This is a genomic window from Pseudoduganella chitinolytica, from assembly GCF_029028125.1.
In the GTDB taxonomy this organism is placed as follows: Bacteria; Pseudomonadota; Gammaproteobacteria; order Burkholderiales; family Burkholderiaceae_D; genus Rugamonas; species Rugamonas chitinolytica.
Map to the genome: position 1 here is coordinate 3,062,430 of NZ_CP119083.1, position 20,116 is coordinate 3,082,545.

The 20,116-nt window shown below is 69.4% G+C and carries 13 protein-coding genes; 9 read left to right on the forward strand and 4 right to left on the reverse strand.

The features are described from left to right. Positions 1 to 16 precede the first annotated feature (16 nt). A complete protein-coding gene (locus PX653_RS13530; RefSeq protein WP_277418369.1) occupies positions 17 to 889 on the forward strand; it encodes an efflux RND transporter periplasmic adaptor subunit in 873 nt (290 codons plus the stop codon). A 131-nt stretch (positions 890 to 1,020) separates the two neighbouring features. Here the strand turns inward: PX653_RS13530 and PX653_RS13535 are convergent, their stop codons facing one another. From PX653_RS13535 to PX653_RS13550, 4 genes are all read right to left on the reverse strand, one after another. Then, entirely contained in the window at positions 1,021 to 2,142 is a 1,122-nt protein-coding gene (locus PX653_RS13535) for a LacI family DNA-binding transcriptional regulator (RefSeq protein ID WP_307731065.1), read from the reverse strand. Between the two features lie 99 nt (positions 2,143 to 2,241). Next, positions 2,242 to 4,401, reverse strand: a complete 2,160-nt coding sequence (locus tag PX653_RS13540; protein WP_277418370.1) for an alpha-glucuronidase family glycosyl hydrolase — start codon at positions 4,399 to 4,401, stop codon at positions 2,242 to 2,244. A 15-nt stretch (positions 4,402 to 4,416) separates the two neighbouring features. Beyond that, on the reverse strand, positions 4,417 to 7,251 hold the full coding sequence (locus PX653_RS13545; RefSeq protein WP_277418371.1) for a glycosyl hydrolase 115 family protein: 2,835 nt from the start codon (positions 7,249 to 7,251) through the stop codon (positions 4,417 to 4,419). Next, the gene (locus PX653_RS13550) at positions 7,248 to 8,516 is read right to left on the reverse strand and encodes an SGNH/GDSL hydrolase family protein (protein ID WP_277418372.1); all 1,269 of its coding nucleotides are present in this window, start codon (positions 8,514 to 8,516) and stop codon (positions 7,248 to 7,250) included. The genes PX653_RS13545 and PX653_RS13550 overlap by 4 nt, the downstream gene beginning before the upstream one ends. A gap of 211 nt (positions 8,517 to 8,727) precedes the next feature. Between PX653_RS13550 and PX653_RS13555 the strand changes: the two genes are divergently transcribed. The 8 genes from PX653_RS13555 to PX653_RS13590 all read left to right on the forward strand — a co-directional run bounded on the left by PX653_RS13555 (position 8,728) and on the right by PX653_RS13590 (position 20,049). Then, positions 8,728 to 10,125: an enolase C-terminal domain-like protein gene (locus PX653_RS13555; protein WP_277418373.1), complete on the forward strand. Its 1,398-nt coding sequence runs from the start codon at positions 8,728 to 8,730 to the stop codon at positions 10,123 to 10,125. A 30-nt stretch (positions 10,126 to 10,155) separates the two neighbouring features. Then, entirely contained in the window at positions 10,156 to 11,349 is a 1,194-nt protein-coding gene (locus PX653_RS13560) for a fumarylacetoacetate hydrolase family protein (RefSeq protein WP_277418374.1), read from the forward strand. Continuing rightward, positions 11,349 to 12,155 carry a D-xylose 1-dehydrogenase gene (xylB, locus tag PX653_RS13565; protein WP_277418375.1) on the forward strand — a complete coding sequence of 269 codons (807 nt, stop codon included), beginning with the start codon at positions 11,349 to 11,351 and terminating at the stop codon, positions 12,153 to 12,155. Before PX653_RS13560 ends, xylB begins: the two co-directional genes overlap by 1 nt. Continuing rightward, positions 12,152 to 13,048: an SMP-30/gluconolactonase/LRE family protein gene (locus PX653_RS13570; protein ID WP_277418376.1), complete on the forward strand. Its 897-nt coding sequence runs from the start codon at positions 12,152 to 12,154 to the stop codon at positions 13,046 to 13,048. The genes xylB and PX653_RS13570 overlap by 4 nt, the downstream gene beginning before the upstream one ends. After that, a complete protein-coding gene (locus PX653_RS13575; RefSeq protein ID WP_277418377.1) occupies positions 13,045 to 14,826 on the forward strand; it encodes an IlvD/Edd family dehydratase in 1,782 nt (593 codons plus the stop codon). Before PX653_RS13570 ends, PX653_RS13575 begins: the two co-directional genes overlap by 4 nt. Before the next feature lie 59 nt (positions 14,827 to 14,885). Next, positions 14,886 to 16,406, forward strand: coding sequence for a D-xylose ABC transporter ATP-binding protein (gene xylG, locus PX653_RS13580; protein ID WP_277418378.1), 1,521 nt, complete (start codon positions 14,886 to 14,888; stop codon positions 16,404 to 16,406). A gap of 13 nt (positions 16,407 to 16,419) precedes the next feature. Beyond that, the gene (locus PX653_RS13585) at positions 16,420 to 17,562 is read left to right on the forward strand and encodes a sugar ABC transporter permease (RefSeq protein WP_277418379.1); all 1,143 of its coding nucleotides are present in this window, start codon (positions 16,420 to 16,422) and stop codon (positions 17,560 to 17,562) included. A 78-nt stretch (positions 17,563 to 17,640) separates the two neighbouring features. Then, positions 17,641 to 20,049 (forward strand): glycoside hydrolase family 3 N-terminal domain-containing protein, encoded by a 2,409-nt coding sequence (locus PX653_RS13590; protein WP_277418380.1) that lies wholly within the window; start codon positions 17,641 to 17,643, stop codon positions 20,047 to 20,049. The last annotated feature ends 67 nt before the right edge of the window (positions 20,050 to 20,116 follow it).

Here is a 20,116-nt window from a genome sequence, read left to right on the forward strand (position 1 = left end):
TAACCTGACGACGACCATGAACGCTGCCGCCAAGCTCTTTCGACTGACATTGACCCTGTTGTTGCTGGGTGCCGCCCTGTGGGCCGGCAAGACCGGCTGGGACCACTACATGGAATCGCCCTGGACGCGCGACGGCCGCGTCAAGGCCGACGTCGTGACGATCGGCGCCGACGTCGCCGGTGTCGTCACCAGCGTGCGCGTGCACGACAACCAGCTGGTACATCAAGGCGACGTGCTGTTCGTCGTCGACGACGCACGCTATCGCAATGCGCTGGCCAGCGCCGCAGCGGCGCTGGCGGCCCAGGGCGTCGAGAAGGGCCGCCGCAGCAGCGAGGCGAAGCGCCGCGCCGCGCTGGACGACGACGTCGTCTCGGCCGAAAGCCGCGAGACGGCCCGGTACGCGGTCGGCACCGCCACCGCGCAGTACCGCGCCGCCCAGGCCGCACTGCAGCTCGCACAGCTCAACGTGGAACGGACGGTCGTGCGTGCGCCGGTGACGGGCTACGTGACAAACCTGAACGTGCATGCGGGCGACTTCGCCGCCGTCGGCGCCGCCAAGCTGGCGCTGATCGACAACGCGTCGTTCTACGTGATGGGCTATTTCGAGGAGACCCGGCTGCCGCTGCTGAAACCGGGCGCGCCGGTCGACGTGCGGCTGATGGATGGCGTGGCGCTGCGCGGCCACGTCGAAAGCATCGCGCGCGGCATCACGGACCGCGACGCCACGACGGGACGCGAACTGCTGGCGGACGTCAACCCGACCTTCAACTGGGTGCGGCTGGCCCAGCGCATTCCCGTGCGCGTGCGCCTCGATGCCGTGCCGGCGGGAGTGCCGCTGGTGGCGGGGACGACTTGTACCGTGACGGTTGTCTCAAGCAAAGCGGCTTAGCCGCCAGCGTATCGGGCCTGGGGTCTGTCCCTGCACAGGGACAGACCCCGAAGTTAGCCAGCGTTTCGACGAATCCGGCAAAACTTCGGGGTCAGTCCCGCAGGGACAGACCCCAACCCGTGCCAACGGTGCTAGTGCTTCGGCCGCCGCCGCGGCGCGGCATCCGACTGCCGCCGGATCAGCGTGAAGTCCATCACCACGTGCTGCGGTCCTTCGTCGGCGCCCTCGCGCCGGGCGCGGATGTGGCGCACCAGGAACTGCACTGCCGTCTCCGCCATCTGCGCAATCGGCTGGCGCACCGTCGTCAGCTCCGGCCAGATCGTCGTCGCCAGCGCCGTGTCGTCGAAGCCCGCCACCGTCAGGTCGCCCGGCACGTCCAGGCCCAGGCGGTGGGCAATGGCGACGGTGGCGGCCGCCATGTCGTCGTTGCTGGCGAAGATCGCCGTGGGACGTTGCGCCAGTCCCAGCAGGATCTCGGCCGCGTCCAGGCCGGAGCGGTACGTGAACATTCCCTGCACCAGCAGCTCGGGTGCGCCGTCGGCGCCCTTCGCCGCGATGGCGGCCTGGAAGCCGGCCAGGCGCTGTCCGCTTGCCGTCTGGTTCGGATGGCCCAGGATGAAGCCGATGCGGTGGTGGCCCAGCGCAATCAGGTGGCACGTCATGTCGTAGGCGGCCTGGTAGTCGTCGATGCTGACGGCGCCCACGCGCTCGTCCGGCTGGCCGCAGGCGACCGTCACGGCCGGCATGCCGGCGCCGTCGATCAGGTCGATCAAACCCGGCGTATCGCACAGCGGCGGCGGCAGGATGATGCCGTCCACGCCGTTGTCGATCAGGCGCCGGGTCTGCGCCTCCCACGCGCGCTCGCCCTCGCAATTCTCGACGATCAGCTGGACGTTGTGGATGCTGGCCTGGTTCAGCAGGCCGACCAGGAACTCGGACAGGTAGCCGGCACTGGGGTTACTGTACAAGAAGCCCACGCGGATGGGCCGGGCGCCGGCCAGGCGGCGCGCGGCCTGGTTCGGCACGTAGTTCAACGCGGCGACGGCCTCGTCGACCTTGCGACGGGTGCTCTGGCGTACTTTCGGATCGCCGTTCATCACGCGCGACACCGTCATCGGCGAGACCCCCGCAAGGCGCGCCACATCCGACATCGTGGGCACGCCCGGCTTGTCGCCGACCTCCCCGCCTGTGCTGCGCACCTTGGCGGGCTTGGGCGGCGCTGCGGTGTCCGTTTTCGCCTTGGTTCTCGTCATCTGCTTTGCAACGCTTCGTTATTGGCTTCGGTTGTAGTCCGGGTGCGGCTCATTGTGCCATCGGACGGCCGGACTTTACCACAGCGCCCGTGCGGCAGCTCAACCATGCCCCGGTGCGTAGGGGAAGCGCAGCGCCTTGTAGTACTCCAGCGGCTGCGCCGGCGGCCGCACGCCCGGCGGCAGCGGCAGTCCCGACACGGACTGGAAATACGCCAGGCATGCATCGCGCCACCATTGGGCCTCCGCGGCCTGCACGTCCAGGCGCGCCGCGACTTCCGCATGGCGGCGCACATCGACGAAGGGCGCCAGCGCGGCCCAGCGCGTGCGCAAGCCACGCGCCTGCGTCACGCCCAGGTCGTAGCGCGCGGCCAGCTCGGCCCACAGCGTGCGTCCGGACGGCATCGGGTGGTCCCACGGCAGGCGATGGAACCACAGCAGCAGCGTCTCCGGCGTCGTGCGCGGGTCGGCATAGCGCTGCGCGACGCCCGGCGCATACTGCGCCAGCGCGTTGCTGCCGGTCGAAGTGCGGTCGAAGCCGATGCCGCCCCGATCGGCCTTGTGGTAGTAGACGGGATTCCATTCGGGCCGCGCCAGGTCGGCCACCCACGGCGCCGGGCCGTGGTGGTGGCCGGTGCCCATAATGTGGTGCAGGCCCAGCGGCGTCATGTAGTTCACCACCGCCTCGCGCGAGTCCATCATCAGGGCCACGATGTCGTCCAGCGCACGCGGCACCCGGGTGAATGTCTGCGCCGCCCACTCGCGTGCGATGGCGCGGCTGGAGGCCTGGGGGTCCCATGCCAGCCGGCCGAACGCATACCAGTTGGCCTGGTCGAAGTGCGAGCCGCTCCACGTGCGGGCGCTGCCGATATTGGCCACGCCGGCCATGCCGGTAAGCGGTCCGGGCACTTGCGCGCCCTCGATCACCTGCGCCACCGTCAGGCCGGCGGCTGCCTGCGCGGCTTTACGTCCTGTCTCGCTTCGTAACGTCTCCTCGAACAGCGGGCCCAGATACGCCAGGTGCGTCGCATAGCCCAGGTACTCCTTGGTGATCTGGAACTCCAGCATCAGGGGCGTCTTCGGCATCGCGCCGAACAGCGGATGGAACGGCTCCCGCGGCTGGAAGTCGATGGGACCGTTCTTGACCTGCACCAGCACGTTCGGCGCGAACTTGCCATCGAGCGGCTGGAACTCGTCGTAGGCTTGCCTGGCCCGGTCGACGGGATTCTCGGCCGCATACACGAAGGCGCGCCACATGACGACGCCGCCATGGGGCGCCACGGCCGCCGCCAGCATGTTGGCGCCGTCGGCATGGCTGCGCCGGTAATCCTGCGGCCCGGGCTGCCCTTCCGAGTTGGCCTTGACGAGAAAGCCGCCGAAGTCGGGAATCGCGCGGTAGATCTCGTCCGCCTTGCGGCGCCACCATGCCGCCACTTCCGGTGCCAGCGGGTCCGCCGTGTCCGTCTCCTGCAGTTCCAGCGGCGTCGAGAAACGGGCCGACAGGTAGACCCGGATCCCATAGGGGCGCAGCACGTCGGCCAGCGCGGCCGTCTTGGCGATCCACGGCGCGGTCAGGATCTCGGGCTTGGCGTTGACGTTGTTCAGCACCGCGCCATTGATGCCCAGCGATGCATTGGCGCGCGCATAGTCGACGTAGCGGCGTTCGCGCACGTCCGGCAGCGCCCACCAGTCCCAGATCGACTCGCCCGCGTAGCCCCGCTCGACCGTGCGATCCAGGTTGTCCCAGTGGTTCAGCACACGCAACTGCAGCTTCGGCACGGCGCGCTCGTCGATCCGGTCCGGCGCCACGCCCGTGCCAACGGCGCGCAGCCACGCAAACGCACCGTACAGCAGCCCCGTATCCGTATTGGCCGCGATGACCGTCACGCCGGGCGCCATGCGCCGGATGACGTAGCCCTCGCGGCCCAGTGCTGCCAGAGCGCTTGGGCGCAGCGCAGCCGGCAGGCTGGCCGGGGTACCCAGCACGATCGCGCCAGCCGCTGCGCGCCCGGCCGCCGTGGGTGCGCGGCCCGTCATGCCCTGCACGCCCCGGCGCAGCTCGTCCAGGGCTGCCTGCACGGTGGGCGATGGCGCGGCCGGCGCGACCAGCGTCCGCGCGTGCCGCAGCACGGCGGCGCGCTCGGCCCCGGCCAGCGGCCGGTAGCGCAGCCACAGGTCGTAGCCGTCTTCCTCCTGCGCCCACGCGGGCGCCAGCAGGGCCAGCGCCAGCACGGCGCCCAGCAGTTTGCTCCAACTCTTCATGTGTTCTCCTCGGGCTTACGGCAGGCGGGGGCTTTCGGGCGGTCCCAGGTAGCTGGGGCGCTGGCCGCCCAGGTCCAGCACGAGCCGGTGCAGCACGACGCCGGGATCGATGGCCCAGAACTTCAGCACGTGCGCGCCCGCGCGCGGCAACGTGTGGCGCGTGCTGAACGTGGCGGCGCCGTCGGCGACGCGGCGCTCCCATGTGGCCAGGGACTTGTCCGCATGCAGCTCGACGACCTGCGGCGCCTCGTCGTCGATCGATATCGCGTAGCGCAGGCCGCGGCCCGGCTGGAAGTCCAGCGTGGGCGCCAGCGTGACGTGGACGGTGGCCGGCCCCGCCGTGTAAGTGTGCACGTCATATTCAAGCCGGATGCCGTCGGCCGGCGCCAGCGCGGGCGCGTCCGCCGGCAAGGTCGTCATGCCGGACAACGTGCGGCCGTGGTCCGGCAGCGCCAGCCACTGCCGCCCGGCCGGTGCGATCGCTCGCGCATGGTGCGGCGCTTCGATGGCCACCACCCCATGCGCCTCGACAAAGCCCGGTCCAGGCGCCGGCCCGGACGGCTTGTGCACGGGCACGCGGATGGTCACGTGACCGCCGGGCCCCGACACCACCAGCGTGCCTTGCGTGGTCCCCTCGGGCACGTCATCCCAGCGCGCATCGACGGTCACGCGCTGGCTGTCGCGCACCGTGCCGCGCGCCATGCTCGTGACGAGCCAGGGTTCGACCGCCCGCACGGTGAAGCCGAACGGCTGCTTACCGCGGTTGAAGATGTCGAGGTAGCGCGCGCGCCGCTCGTGCACGTCCAGCGCCGGCAGGGCGAACGGCTCGCTGTCGGGCCAGGCGCGTTCGCTGCCTTCCACCGCGATGCCCATGTCGGCGCCCGCCTTGGCCTGCACCTCGCTGACCGGTGGCATCACGTTGACGGGCGGCTGGTTCCAGTAGGTATAGCCCAGGTGCGTCTGCGCCATCATGTGGTTCCACTTGCCGCCGCCCAGCGCGTGATAACGCCGGGTCAGCGCGGCATCCTGCGCGAACAGCTCGCGTGCGTGCGCGGCCAGCGCGTTCGCCTGCACCCTGCCCTGCCGGGCGTACAGCGCGTTCAGCGCCGCCGTCGCATACAGTTCGTTGACGACGGCGCTGGCCAGCACCGGATGCTGCACCAGCTGATAGAACGCGTCGCGGCGCTCGCGCGGCAGCGCCAGCGCGATGCGCCCGGCCTGTGCCGCCAGCGCGTTGTAGTCCGCCACCACGCGCGCCCACTCGTCGTAGTGCACGGTGCTGTAGGTGCCCGGCTCCAGCATCTCGGGCCGGCGCCGGCCGTTGTACTTGGCATAGCGGGCGACGATGTCGGCGATCTCGCCGGCATGGCGCGCGCCGAACTCGCGCGTGGCCCACTGGCGCAGCCAGTCCTGCAGCCTGTCCGCCGGCCAGCGTGCCGGGTTCCAGGCGTAGTCCAGGAAGAACCCGGTCGGCACCTCCATCGGCTTCAGGTCGCCCACGTTGACGATCCACATGCGCGTCGCCTCGTAGCGCCAGGCCAGGTGCAGTTGCTCCCAGATCTTCGGCAGCGGCGTCACGTTCAGCCATTTATAGGAACGCGGTCCGCCCACGTAGTCGAAGTGGTAGTAGATGCCGGCGCCGCCGGCGCGCCGGCGTTCCTCGAGCGTGGGCAGGCGGCGCAGGTTGCCCCAGTTGTCGTCGCACCACAGCAGCAGCACGTCGTCGGGCACCCGCATGCCCTGCTCGTAATACTCCTGTACTTCCTTGTACAGCGCCCAGGCCTGCGGCACCCGCGTCACGTCGGCGGCGATCTCCTCGCCGATCAACGCGCGCTGGTCGGCCACGATTTTTTCGAGCAATGCCACGTTGGCCTCGCGCGACATCGGTTCGTCGCCGTCGCCGCGCATGCCCAGCGTGATCACCTTTTCATAGTCGCGCGTGGCGCGCAGGCCACCGCGCCAGAACTCGCGCAGCACGCCCTCGTTGCGACTGTAGTCCCATGGCCCCTGCCCGCCGCGCTGCCATTCCTTGTGCGCCCGCATCATCGGTTCGTGGTGCGACGTGCCCATGACGATGCCGTATTCGTCCGCCAGCCGGCCGTTGGCCGGATCGTCGGCGAAGAACGCCGCGTCCCACATGGCCGGCCACAGGTAATTGCCGCGCAGGCGCAGCAGCAGCTCGAACAGCTTCTCGTAGAAGCGGTGGTTGTAGCCGCCGAACTTCTCCTTGGCCCAGCCGGTCAGCGCCGGCGCCTCGTCGTTCAGGAAGATGCCCCGGTAGCGCACCACCGGCGCGTCGCTGATGGCCTGCGCCGCCGTGGCCGACAGGGCCGCATGCCGCGTGGCCGGCACGTCGGCCCACCAGTACCACGGCGATACGCCGATCTGCTCGGACAGCGCGTAGATGCCGTAGATGGTGCCGCGCTTGTCGCTGCCCGCGATGACGAGCGCGCGCTCGACGCCGGGTAGCGGCCGCACCAGCGTCTGCACCTGCCAGCCTTCCCACTTGCCCCGGATGGCCGCCACGTCGAGCTTGCCGGCGGCGACCAGGGCGTCGATGACGGCGCTGCGACCCAGCGTGCCGACGATGACGACGTCGCGTCCTGCCGGCGTGGCATCCCGGCGCAGGGCAGGCGCGATGCCGGTCACGCGCCGCACGTCTGCCCGCAGGTCGCCGGCGGCGCGCAACACGCCCGCGTGATCGCCGCTGTCCACGTACAGCGGCGCCGCCTGGCCGTTCGCCGCCAGCGTGACGGCGCCCTGCGCGTCGAACGAGACGAACGGCTGCGTGCCGAGCGCCCTCGCCGGCACGGCCAGCGTCAACAGGAGTACCGCCAGGACGGCCCTCACGGCCGCCCCCGCCCGGCATGGCGGCAGCCGCGCAGCGCATCCAGCGGCACGACTGCCGCCAGCGCGCGCAGGCCCGCGGCGGAGGGGTGCAGGCCGTCGCCCTTGTCCAGGTCCTTGCGCAGCAGGTGCGGGGCGGCCGGATCGCGCAGTGCCGCATCGAAATCGGCCACCGCGTCGAACGTGCCGGATGTACGAATCCATTCGTTCAGCTGGCGCCGGTCCGCCTCGTTGACGGGGCCCGGCTTGTAGTAGTCGCTGCCGCCGTACGGCGCGATGGTGCCGCCGATGACGCAGACGCCGCGTCCATGCGCGCGCTCGACCAGCTGGCGGAAGGCCAGGCGCAGGTCCGCCAGCAATTGCGCGCGCACCGCCGGGTCGTCGCTGACGTTGCGGTGCAGGTTGCCCAGGTCGTTCACGCCGATCAGCACGATGGCGTGCGAGACGCCGGCACGGCCCAGCACGTCGCGCTCGAAGCGCGCCGCCAGGTTCGGCCCCAGGCCGTCGCGCAGCATCCGTCCGCCGCCGATGCCGGCGTTGACGACGCCCATCGGCCGCCCGGCCGCGCGCAGGCGCCGCGCCAGCAGGTCGGGCCACCGGTCGTTACCGTCCGTGGTCGCGCCGTTGCCGTCCGTGATCGAGTCGCCCACCGCCACCACCGCACGCATGGCGCTTGGGGCGGCGACCTCCACGTCCGCCAGCGCGTACCAATGCTCCACACTGGTGGCGTCGTCCCACGTCGCTGCGCCCACGCGATTGCCCCCGCCGACGAAACTGGTGGCGCGCGAGCCGGGGTGTCCGGTCTGGCGCGCGGGCGGCGCCTTGAAGTACAGCGAGATGGCGAGGTCGGCGCCCGGCGCATGGGCCATCGTCACGGGATCGCTGTAGTACTCCGCGCCGGCGGGAATCGTGACGGCGGCGCGGCCGTCGAAGGTCAGCGGCCGCGCCGATGTCGCATCCACAGCGGGGTCGCCGGCTGCCCGTGCCAGGGCGATCCCGGCGGCGTCGACAGCCAGCGGTTCCGTGCCGAAGGCATTGCTGATGCGGACCCGCAGCCGCTCGCCGCCCAGCGACGTGTGCACGAGCTGGCGCAGCGTCGCGTCCTGCCAAGACTGCGGTGGGAGTTCATTGTGCGGCTCGGGTACCTGCTGCGCCGCGCCCCAGGAGGCGACCCAGTGCGTGGGCGCTGGCGCCGGCGCGCCGGCCGCAAGGCCAGTGGCCAAGGCGAGGCCCAGCCAGACGGCCAGCATTCTGCTGAAATTGTTCACCTGTTGTCTCCGTTATGGCCGGCCGACATCTGCGTTCGGTCCGGCGCGTCATTGCCAGGATTTCTGCTTCGTGATGACACCACACATCTCGGGCCGCGCCGGCAAACGCCCTGCCGGCCCATGGCTTTTTTTGCATCGGCACGTGTTGACTTGACCCGCCAATTGCCGCACACTGCAAAAATGTTAGCGCTATTCATTTTAGGTTAAGCCGATGGTACACGCAACAAAACATAACGGAGACACGGTCGGCTCCCCCACGGTCACCGCGATGCGGGTGATTCCCGTCGCGGGCCGCGACTGCATGCTGCTCAACCTGTGCGGCGCCCATGCGCCGTACTTCACGCGCACGGTCGTCCTGCTGCAGGACAGTGCCGGCCGCACGGGCATCGGCGAGGTACCGGGCGGCGCGGGCATCCTGCGCGCACTGGAACGTGCAGTGCCACTGGTGGTCGGCACGCCGACGGGCCGCTGGAACCGGACGCTGAACGCGGTGCGCGCGGCGCTGGCGGTCCACGAAGGCCCCGGCGTGATCCGGCACCAGGTCACGTCCGCCGCCGAGGAGGCGGTGCTGCGCCAGCCGCACGAGATCAACCTGCGGCTGGAGAACGTCGTGACGGCCATCGAGGCGGCGCTGCTGGACCTGCTGGGCCAGCAGCTGGGCGTGCCCGTCTGCGAACTGCTGGGCGGCGGCCAGCAGCGCGACAGCGTGCCCATGCTGGCCTACCTGTTCTATATCGGCGACCGCAACCGCACCGACCTGCCCTACCTGGCCGGCAGTGGCGACGACTGGTACCGCATCCGCCACGAAGAGGCCCTGACGCCGCATGCCATCGTGCGCCAGGCCGAAGCGGCCGTGGCGCGCTACGGGTTCACGGACTTCAAACTGAAGGGCGGCGTCATGCACGGCGCGGACGAGATGGCGGCGGTGGCCGCCATCAAGGCGCGCTTCCCCGCCGCCCGCGTGACGCTCGACCCGAACGGCGCCTGGTCGCTGGACCAGGCCATCGCGCTGTGCCGCGGCCAGGGCCACCTGCTGGCCTACGCGGAAGACCCCTGCGGTTCCGAACACGGTTACTCGGGCCGCGAGACCATGGCCGAGTTCCGTCGCGCCACCGGCATCCCCACCGCCACCAACATGGTGGCGACGGACTGGCGCCAGATGGCGCATTCGCACCTGCTGGGTGCCGTCGACATCCCGCTGGCCGACCCGCATTTCTGGACCATGCAGGGCTCCGTGCGGCTGGCGCAGCTGTGCCACGACTGGGGGCTGACGTGGGGTTCGCATTCGAACAACCACTTCGACGTGTCGCTGGCGATGTTCACCCACGCCGCGGCCGCCGCGCCGGGCCGCATCACGGCCATCGACACGCACTGGATCTGGCAGGAAGGCCAGGAACGCCTGACGCACGAGCCGCTGCAAATCGCCGGCGGCGCCGTGGCCGTGCCGGACCGGCCGGGCCTGGGCATCGAGCCGGACATGGAGCGCATCGAGGCCGCGCACGCGCTGTTCAAGGAAGTGGGCGGGACCGCGCGCGACGACGCGATGGCGATGCGGCACCTGGTGCCCGGCTGGACCTATTCGCCCAGGCGACCCAGCCTGGCGCAGTGACGGTTTATACATACACTCAAGGAGACAATCATGAAGGAAGCATCAGCACAGTCGCTGCTGCCGGCCGACCTGGCCGATGCCCTGCTGGTGGGCCGGGTCTGGCGCGGCGGCGCCATCGACGGCCCCTGCGTCGTCGCGGTGCGCGCCGGCGAGGTGTATGACATCACGGCCCACGCGGCCACCGTGGCCGACCTGCTGGAGCGCGACGATGCCGTCGCCATCGCCCGCACCGCGCCCGGAGAGCACCTGGGCAGCGCCGCGCAACTGATCCAGGCGGCGCTGGCCGGCACCCAGGAGGGCGCGCGCCTGCTGGCCCCGTGCGACCTGCAGGCCATCAAGGCGTGCGGCGTCACGTTTGCCGTCAGCCTGCTCGAACGCGTCATCGAGGAGCAGGCCGGCGGCGACGCGGCGCGGGCCGACAAGCTGCGTGCCGACCTGCTGGCCACGATCGGCGCCGACCTGTCCAGCATCAAGCCCGGTTCGCCCGATGCGGACAAGCTGAAACAGGAGTTCATCAGTCGCGGCGCCTGGTCGCAGTACATGGAAGTGGGCATCGGCCCGTATGCGGAAGTGTTCTCGAAGTCGCAGCCCATGTCGGCGGTCGGCTTCGGCGCCGACGTGGGCCTGCACCCGGATTCGAAATGGAACAACCCGGAACCGGAGATCGTGCTGGCGGTGAACAGCCGCGGCACCGTCGTCGGCGCCGCCCTGGGCAACGACGTCAACCTGCGCGACATCGAGGGCCGCAGCGCCCTCCTCCTTGGCAAGGCCAAGGACAACAACGGCTCCTGCGCCATCGGCCCGTTCATCCGCCTGTTCGACGAGCGATTCACCCTCGACACGGTGCGCAACGCCGAAGTGCGCCTGACCATCGAAGGCGCCGACGACGACTTCGTGCTGGAAGGCGCCAGCATGATGCGCCAGATCAGCCGCGATCCGCTCGACCTGGTCGCCCAGACCTGCGGCAAGCACCACCAGTACCCGGACGGCTTCATGCTGTTCCTGGGGACGATGTTCTCGCCGATCAAGGACCGCGACAGCGCGGGCGGCGGCTTTACCCACCACCTGGGCGACCGCGTCACGATCGCGACGCCGGCCCTGGGAGGCCTTGTCAACCACGTCCAGCGCAGCGACCGGATCGCGCCCTGGACGTTCGGCGTGCGCGCGCTGTACGGCAACCTGGCCCGGCGCGGCGTACTGCAACCATCAACGGAGACCAAGTAATGACTGAAGCAGCAACGACGCGCGCACCGCTGGTGTACGCGACCTATCCCGACCTCGCCGGCAAGCGCGTCGTCGTCACGGGCGGCGGCACCGGCATCGGCGCGGCCATCGTGGACGCATTCGCGCGCCAGGGCGCCCAGGTCGTGTTCCTCGACATCGCCGAGGAAGCCTCGCATGCGCTGGCGGCGCAGGTGGCGGCCCGCACGGACGTGCCGCATCCGCCCCGCTTCATCCGCTGCGACCTGACGGACCTCGATGCCGTGGCCAGCGTGTTCGCGCAGATCGCGCGCGAAGTCGGTCCCGTCGAAATCCTCGTCAACAACGCGGCCAACGACCATCGCCACCAGGTGCACGAGGTCACGCCGCAATACTGGAACGACAGCCTGGCCGTCAACCTGCGCCACCAGTTCTTCTGCGCGCAAGCCGTGGCAGGGGGCATGAAGGCGGCCGGCCGCGGCGTCATCCTGAACTTCGGTTCGATCTCGTGGCACCTGGCGCTGGACAGCCTGACCTTGTACATGACGGCAAAGGCGGCCATCGAAGGCCTGACGCGCGGCCTGGCGCGCGACCTGGGCAACGACGGCATCCGCGTCAACACGATCATCCCCGGCTCGGTCAAGACGCCACGCCAGATGGCGCTGTGGCATTCGCCGGAAGACGAGGCCAACATCCTGGCGGCGCAGTGCCTGCACGAGCGCGTGGAACCGGAGGACGTGGCGGCGCTGACGCTGTTCCTGGCATCGGACAACGCGGGTCGCTGCTCGGGCCGCGACTACTTCGTCGACGCGGGATGGTACGGCGCATGAACGCCCAGCCCATCACGCCACGCTGCATCTGGCCCGTGGGCGCGAAACTGGGCGAAGGCCCGGTCTGGCACGCGGGCGAACAGCTGCTCTACTTCGTCGACATCAAGGGTCGCAAGCTGCACCGCTGCGACGCCGCCGGCGACGCGCGCGACAGCTTCGAGCTGCCGGACGAAACGGGCTTCGCCCTGCCGGCCAAGGAGGGCGGCCTGGTGTGCGGCCTGCCCGGCCAGCTGGTGCATTACGATCCGTCCCGCGGCACCTTCAAGCCGCTGCTGTCGCTCGAACACGACCGGCCCGGCAATCGCATGAACGACGGCGCCATCGGCCCGGACGGCGCCCTGTGGTTCGGCTCCATGGACAACGGCGAAACCGCCGCCACGGGCGCGCTGTACCGCTACGACGGCACCCTGCAGCGGCACGACGACGGCTACGTCATCACCAACGGCCCCGCGTTCAGTCCGGACGGGCGTACCTTCTACCATACCGACACGCTGGGCAAGCGGGTCCATGCATTCGACGTGGACGCGCGCGGCAGGCTGTCGAACAAGCGCACCTTCGTCGAGATCGCCGGGGCCGGCCATCCGGACGGCACGGCGGTGGATGCCGACGGCTGCGTCTGGATCGCGCTGTTCGGCGGCGGGCGCGTCGAGCGCTACGCGCCGAGCGGCGAACTGCTGGACTTCGTCGCCTTCCCCTGCCCCAACGTGACCAAGATCGCCTTCGGCGGCCCGGACCTGCGCACGGCGTTCGCCACGACGGCCTGGAAAGGCATGAGCGACGAAGCCCGTGCACGCCACCCGCTGGCCGGCGCCGTGTTCGCGTTCGACGTGCCCGTGCCGGGCCTGCCCGCGCACCACTACCACCTCGACCAACCGGAAAGACCCGCAGCATGAGCTCCGCCACGCATCCCCGCCGCTACCGGTCGCAGGACTGGTTCGACAACCCGGACCATATCGACATGACCGCGCTGTACCTGGAGCGCTTCATGAACTACGGGATCACGCCGGAGGAACTGCGCTCCGGCAGGCCGATCATCGGTATCGCCCAGTCGGGCAGCGACATCAGCCCGTGCAACCGCATCCACCTGGAGCTGGCCAAGCGGGTGCGCGACGGCATCCGCGACGCCGGCGGCATCCCGATGGAGTTCCCGCTGCATCCGATCTTCGAGAACTGCCGCCGGCCCACGGCCGCCATCGACCGCAACCTGGCCTACCTGGGGCTCGTCGAGATCCTGCACGGCTATCCGATCGATGCGGTCGTGCTGACGACGGGCTGCGACAAGACCACGCCGGCGCAGCTGATGGCGGCCGCCACCGTGGACATCCCCGCCATCGTGCTGTCCGGCGGCCCCATGCTGGACGGCTGGCTGGACGGCGAACTGGTCGGCTCGGGAGCCGCCATCTGGAAGGGCCGCCGCCGGCTCGCGGCCGGCGAGATCGACAACGAGAAATTCCTGCAGATCGCCGCCGCGTCGGCGCCGTCGGCCGGCCACTGCAACACGATGGGCACCGCGTCCACGATGAACGCGATCGCCGAGGCGCTGGGCATGTCGCTGACGGGCTGCGCCGCCATCCCCGCGCCCTACCGGGAACGCGGCCAGATGGCCTACGAGACGGGCCGGCGCATCGTCGCGCTGGCCGAGCAGGACATCAAGCCTTCCGATATCCTGTCGCGTGATGCGTTCCTGGACGCGATCGTCGTCAATGCGGCCATCGGCGGCTCCACCAACGCCCAGCAGCACATCATCGCGATGGCGCGCCACGCCGGCGTGGAACTCAAGCTGTCCGACTGGATGGAGTACGGCCATGACGTGCCGCTGCTGCTGAACATGCAGCCCTCCGGCAAATACCTGGGCGAGCGCTTCCACCGCGCCGGCGGCGTGCCCGCCGTGATGTGGGAGCTGCACCAGGCCGGCAAGCTGCGCGCCGACCGGCCCACCGTCACGGGCCAGTCGATGGCGGCGAACCTGCAGGGCAGGCAAAGCGTGGACCGCGAGATGATCACGCCGTTCGCCGCGCCCCTGAAGACCCAGGCCGGCTTCTTCGTCCTCAAGGGCAACCTGTTCGACTTCGCCATCATGAAGACCTCCGTCATCTCGCCCGAGTTTCGCGCGCGCTACCTGTCGCAGCCGGGCAGCGAGGGCGTGTTCGAGTGCCGCGCCATCGTGTTCGACGGCTCCGGCGACTACCATGCCCGCATCAACGACCCGAGCCTGGACATCGACGAGGACTGCATCCTCGTCATCCGCGGCGCCGGCCCGATCGGCTGGCCCGGCTCCGCCGAAGTGGTCAACATGCAGCCACCGGATGCCCTCATCAAGCGTGGCGTCAAGAACCTGCCCACCCTGGGCGACGGCCGCCAGTCCGGCACCTCGGACAGCCCGTCGATCCTGAACGCGTCGCCGGAATCGGCCGTGGGTGGCGGCCTGGCGTACGTGCGCACGGGCGACACCATCCGCATCGACCTGAACGCGGGTACGTGCGACATGCTGGTGGACGACGCCGAACTGGCACGGCGCAAGGAGGAAGGCATCCCGCCGGTACCGCCCAGCCAGACGCCGTGGCAGGAACTGTATCGCGCCACCGTGGGCCAGATGCACACGGGGGCCTGCATGGAGCTGGCGGTGGAGTATCGCGGCGTGGCCGCCACGCTGCCGCGCCATAATCACTGACGCGTCATCAAACAACCCAAGAACAAGAGGCCGCAAAGGCCCGTTTTCTGGAGACATGCATGAACGAGTACCTTCTTGAGATGCGTGGCATCGTCAAGCAGTTCGGCGGCGTGCGCGCGCTGGACGGCATCGACATCAAGGTGCGCGCCGGCGAGTGCGTCGGCCTGTGCGGCGAGAACGGCGCCGGCAAGTCCACCCTGATGAAAGTACTGTCCGGGGTCTACCCGCACGGCACCTACGACGGCGACATCCTGTGGCAAGGAGAACCGCTGCGCGCCACGTCGATCCGCGAAACGGAGGCGGCCGGCATCGTCATCATCCACCAGGAGCTGATGCTGGTGCCGGAATTGTCCGTCACGGAGAACCTGTTCCTCGGAAACGAGATCCGCCTGCCGGGCGGACGGATGGACTACGACGCGATGAACCGCCGCGCCGTGGAGCTGCTGGCCGAACTCAATATCAACGATGTCAACGTGGTGCTGCCCGTGAAGCAGTACGGCGGCGGCCACCAGCAGCTGATCGAGATCGCCAAGGCCCTGAACAAGAACGCGCGCCTGCTGATCCTGGACGAGCCCTCGTCCTCCCTGACCTCCTCCGAGATCGCCATCCTGCTCGACATCATCCGCTCGCTCAAGGCCAAGGGCGTGACGTGCATCTACATCTCGCACAAGCTGGACGAGATCGAGGCGATCTGCGACACCATCGTGACGATCCGCGACGGCCGCCACATCGCCACCACGCCCATGCGCGACATGAGCGTGGAACGCATCATCGCCCAGATGGTGGGACGCGAGATGAACCAGCTCTACCCGCAGCGCCAGCACACGCCCGGGAACATCGTGTTCGAGGCGCGCCACGTCACGTGTCGCGACCCCGACAACCCGCGCCGCAAGCGTGTCGACGACGTCTCGTTCACCCTGCGCCGCGGCGAGATCCTCGGCATCGCGGGCCTGGTGGGCGCCGGCCGCACGGAGCTGGTGTCGGCCGTCTTCGGCGCCTATGAGGGGCCATTCGAGGCCGAGGTGCTGCTCGAAGGCCGGCCGATCGATACGTCGTCGCCGCTGAAGTCCATCCGTGCCGGCCTGGCGATGGTGCCGGAGGACCGCAAGCACCACGGCATCGTGCCCGACCTGTCGGTGGGACAGAACATGACGCTGGCGGTGCTGCACCAGTTCGCGCACGCCAGCCGCATCGATGGCGAGGCGGAGCTGCGCACGGTGAACGAGGAAATCGCCCGGCTGAAGCTGAAGACGGCCAGCCCGTTCCTGCCGATCACAAGCCTGTCCGGCGGCAACCAGCAGAAAGCCGTGCTGGCCAAGATGCTGCTGACGCGGCCGAAGATCCTGATCCTGGACGAGCCCACCCGCGGCGTCGACGTGGGCGCCAAGTTCGAGATCTACCAATTGATGCTGGACCTGGCACGGCAGGGCATGGCGATCGTCATGGTCTCCTCCGAGCTGCAGGAAGTGCTGGGCATCTCCGACCGCGTGCTGGTCATCGGCGAAGGCCGCCTGCGCGGCGATTTCGTCAACGACAACCTGACGCAGGAAACGCTGCTGACCGCGGCCATCACTCATTGAACCGATCGATTCCATGAAAAGCAACCAACTGAAAAAGCTGTTCACCCAATACAAGATGCTGGCTCTCCTGATCGCCATTGCGCTGATCTGGAGTTTCTTCACGTGGCACACGGAAGGCGGCTTCATCACGCCGCGCAATATGTCGAACCTGATGCGGCAGATGGCCATCACCGGCATCGTCGCCTGCGGCATGTCGCTCGTCATCATCGCCGGCGAGATCGACCTGTCGGTCGGCTCGCTGCTGGGCCTCCTGGGCGGCATCGCGGCCGTGCTGGACGTCACGCACGGCCAGCCGCTGCCCGTCACCGTGCTGGCGGTACTGGCCGTCGGCCTGTTCATCGGCCTGTTCAACGGCTACCTGACGGCCTACCTGCACATCCCGTCGTTCATCGTCGGCCTGGGCGGCATGCTGGCCTACCGCGGCATCGTGCTGGGCGTGACCGATGGCATCACGGTCGCGCCGGTCTCGCCGGAGCTGGTGCACCTGGGCCAGGGCTACCTGGCGCCGCAACTGGGCCTGTTGCTGGGCGTGCTGCTGTTCGCGGTCGCCGTGTTCCTGACCTACCGCCAGCGCGCCAGCCGCGCCAGGCACCAGCTGGCGCAGGCACCGCTGTGGCGCGACGGCCTGCGCCTGGTGCTGATCGCCGCCGTGCTGGCCGGCTTCGTCACGACATTGAACAGCTACGAGGGCATCCCCCTGCCCGTGCTGCTGCTGCTCGCGCTGCTGGCGGTGTTCACCTACATGACGACGCAGACGGTGTTCGGCCGCCGCATCTACGCCGTGGGCAGCAATATGGAAGCGACGCGCCTGTCGGGCATCAACGTCAAGGCCGTCAAGCTGTGGATCTTCGGGATCATGGGGCTGATGTGCGCGCTGGCCGGCGTCATCAACACGGCGCGGCTGGCGGCCGGTTCGCCATCGGCCGGCACGTCCGGCGAACTCGATGCGATCGCCGCGTGCTTCATCGGCGGCACGTCGATGCGCGGCGGCTCCGGCACCGTGTACGGCGCGCTGATCGGCGCGCTGGTGATGGCGAGCCTCGACAACGGCATGTCGATGCTGGACGTCGACACCTACTGGCAGATGATCGTCAAGGGCCTGATCCTGACCCTGGCCGTGTGGGTCGACGTGGCGACGCGAGCCGGCAAGCGGTAATCCCGAAGTACCGGGGTCGGACCCGCCGGGTCCGACCCCGGCTGTTGGCACGTGCACATAAAAACAGATGGAGACACGATGAATAGCAAACCTACCCCGCCACGGCGCCAGTTCCTGGCGTCCGTATCCAGCCTGGCCGCCCTGGCCTCGGCCCCCACCGTGGTGCTGGCCGCCACGCGCCCGCTGTACAAGGATCCCAACGCCCCGGTACCCCGGCGCGTCGACGACCTCCTCAAGCGCATGACGCTGGAAGAGAAGATCGCGCAGATGGACTGCGTGTGGCAGGAGAAGAACCTGATCGAGGAAGCCAACGGCGATTTCTCGCCCGCCAAGGCGGGGCAGGTCTACCCGCATGGGCTGGGCATGATGGCACGGCCGTCCGATCGCCAGGGCCAGGCCAGCGCCGACAGCGCCAAGCCTGGGGGCGCCGGCGACAGCGGCGCGCGCGCCAACCGAACCGCGCTGGAGACGGCGACCTACGTCAACGCGGTGCAGAAGTGGGCGGTGGAGCAGACCCGCCTCGGTATTCCGCTCTTCATGCACGAGGAGGCGCTGCACGGCTACGTGGCCAAGGACGCGACCTCGTTCCCGCAGGCGATCGCGCTGGCTTCCACGTTCGATCCGCCGTTGGCGCAGAAGGTATTTGCCGTCGCGGCGCGCGAGATGCGCGCGCGCGGCGCCAACTTCGCGCTGGCGCCCGTGGTGGACGTGGCGCGCGAGCCGCGCTGGGGCCGTATCGAGGAGACCTACGGCGAGGATCCGTTCCTGTGCGGCGAGATGGGCAAGGCGGCCGTGCTGGGGTTTTCCGGCACCGGGCGCAAGCTGGCCAGGGACAAGGTGCTGGCCACGCTCAAGCACATGACGGGCCATGGCCAGCCAGAATCGGGCACCAACATCGGTCCGGCCGAGGTATCGGAACGCACTTTGCGCGAAGAGTTCTTCCCGCCGTTCGAGAAGCTGGTGCGCGAGACGCCCGTCGCCGCCATCATGCCGTCCTATAACGAGATCGGCGGCGTGCCGTCGCATGCCAACCGCTGGCTGCTGCACAAGGTCTGCCGCGAGGAGTGGGGTTTCAAGGGCGTGATGGTGTCGGACTATTTCGGCATCAAGGAACTCGTCACGCGCCACAAGCTGGCGGCCACGCCGCGCGACGCGGCGCTGTATGCGGTCAAGGCCGGCGTGGACATCGAGACGCCGGACGGCCATGGCTACCGCGCGCTGGCGCAACTGGTGCGCGAGAACAAGGTCAAGATGGCCGAGATCGACACGATCGTGCGCCGCATCCTGGAACTGAAATTCAACGCCGGCCTGTTCGAGCAGCCCTACGTGGACGCGCAGGCGGCCGACCGCCTGACGGCCACGCCGGATGCCGTGGCCCTGGCGCGCGAGGCCGCCGTGCGCTCGGCAGTGCTGCTGAAGAACGACAAGGGCCTGCTGCCGCTGGACGGGAAAAAGGTGGGGCGCCTGCTGCTGCTGGGCACCCATGCGAAGGACACGCCCATCGGCGGTTACTCGGACGTGCCGCGCCATGTGGTCTCGATCCACGAGGCGCTGCAGGCCGAGGCCAGGGCGCAGGGCTTCGCCTTCGACTACCGCGAAGGCGTGCGCATCACGGAGGAGCGCATCTGGGGCAAGGACGAGATCCGCTTTACGCCCGCGGAAGTCAACGCCCGGCTGATCGCCGAGGCGGTCGCTGCGGCGAAGAACGCCGACACCATCGTCATGGTCCTGGGCGACAACGAGCAGACCAGCCGCGAGGCATGGGCCGACAACCACCTGGGCGACCGCAACAGCCTGGACCTGATGGGCCAGCAGAACGACCTGGCGCGGGCCATCCTCGACCTGGGCAAGCCCACCGTCGTGTTCCTGCTGAACGGCCGGCCGCTGTCCGTCAACCTGCTGGCCCAGCGCGCCGATGCGCTGGTCGAGGGCTGGTACCTGGGCCAGGAGACGGGCCATGCCGCGGCCGACCTGCTGTTCGGCCGCGCCAACCCGGGCGGAAAATTGCCCGTGTCGATCGCGCGCGACGTGGGGCAACTGCCGATCTTCTACAACCACAAGCCGTCGGCACGGCGCGGCTACATCGACGGCAGCACGAAGCCGCTGTACCCGTTCGGCTTTGGCTTGAGTTATACGAAGTTCGACGTCTCGGCGCCGCGGCTGAAGCGCTCCTCGATCAAGGCGGGCGGATCGACGCAGGTGGAAGTGGACGTGGCGAACGTGGGCCGGGCGCGGGGCGACGAGGTGGTGCAGCTGTACATCCGCGACGACATCTCGTCCGTCACCCGCCCGGTGCTGGAGTTGAAGGGGTTCCAGCGCGTGACGCTGGAACCCGGCGAGCAGCGCACGCTGGTGTTCGACATCCGGCCCGAACACCTGTGGTTCTACAACGTGGACATGCAACGGGTCGTCGAGCCGGGCAGCTTCACGCTCCACGTGGGCCCCAGCAGCGCGCAGCTGCAGTCAGTGCAGCTGATGGTTACCTAATGCCGCCAAGCTAAGGCGTTTCGGTCAGCGAGCCGCTGGCTTTTCTTGCAACCCAGGACCAGGAACT

Coding starts and splice junctions, on each gene's coding strand:
- PX653_RS13530 (WP_277418369.1), top strand. CDS start 17: ATGAACGCTGCCGCCAAGCTCTTTCGACTGACATTGACCCTGTTGTTG.
- PX653_RS13535 (WP_307731065.1), bottom strand. CDS start 2,142: ATGACGAGAACCAAGGCGAAAACGGACACCGCAGCGCCGCCCAAGCCC.
- PX653_RS13540 (WP_277418370.1), bottom strand. CDS start 4,401: ATGAAGAGTTGGAGCAAACTGCTGGGCGCCGTGCTGGCGCTGGCCCTG.
- PX653_RS13555 (WP_277418373.1), top strand. CDS start 8,728: ATGGTACACGCAACAAAACATAACGGAGACACGGTCGGCTCCCCCACG.
- PX653_RS13560 (WP_277418374.1), top strand. CDS start 10,156: ATGAAGGAAGCATCAGCACAGTCGCTGCTGCCGGCCGACCTGGCCGAT.
- xylB (WP_277418375.1), top strand. CDS start 11,349: ATGACTGAAGCAGCAACGACGCGCGCACCGCTGGTGTACGCGACCTAT.
- PX653_RS13570 (WP_277418376.1), top strand. CDS start 12,152: ATGAACGCCCAGCCCATCACGCCACGCTGCATCTGGCCCGTGGGCGCG.
- PX653_RS13575 (WP_277418377.1), top strand. CDS start 13,045: ATGAGCTCCGCCACGCATCCCCGCCGCTACCGGTCGCAGGACTGGTTC.
- xylG (WP_277418378.1), top strand. CDS start 14,886: ATGAACGAGTACCTTCTTGAGATGCGTGGCATCGTCAAGCAGTTCGGC.
- PX653_RS13585 (WP_277418379.1), top strand. CDS start 16,420: ATGAAAAGCAACCAACTGAAAAAGCTGTTCACCCAATACAAGATGCTG.
- PX653_RS13590 (WP_277418380.1), top strand. CDS start 17,641: ATGAATAGCAAACCTACCCCGCCACGGCGCCAGTTCCTGGCGTCCGTA.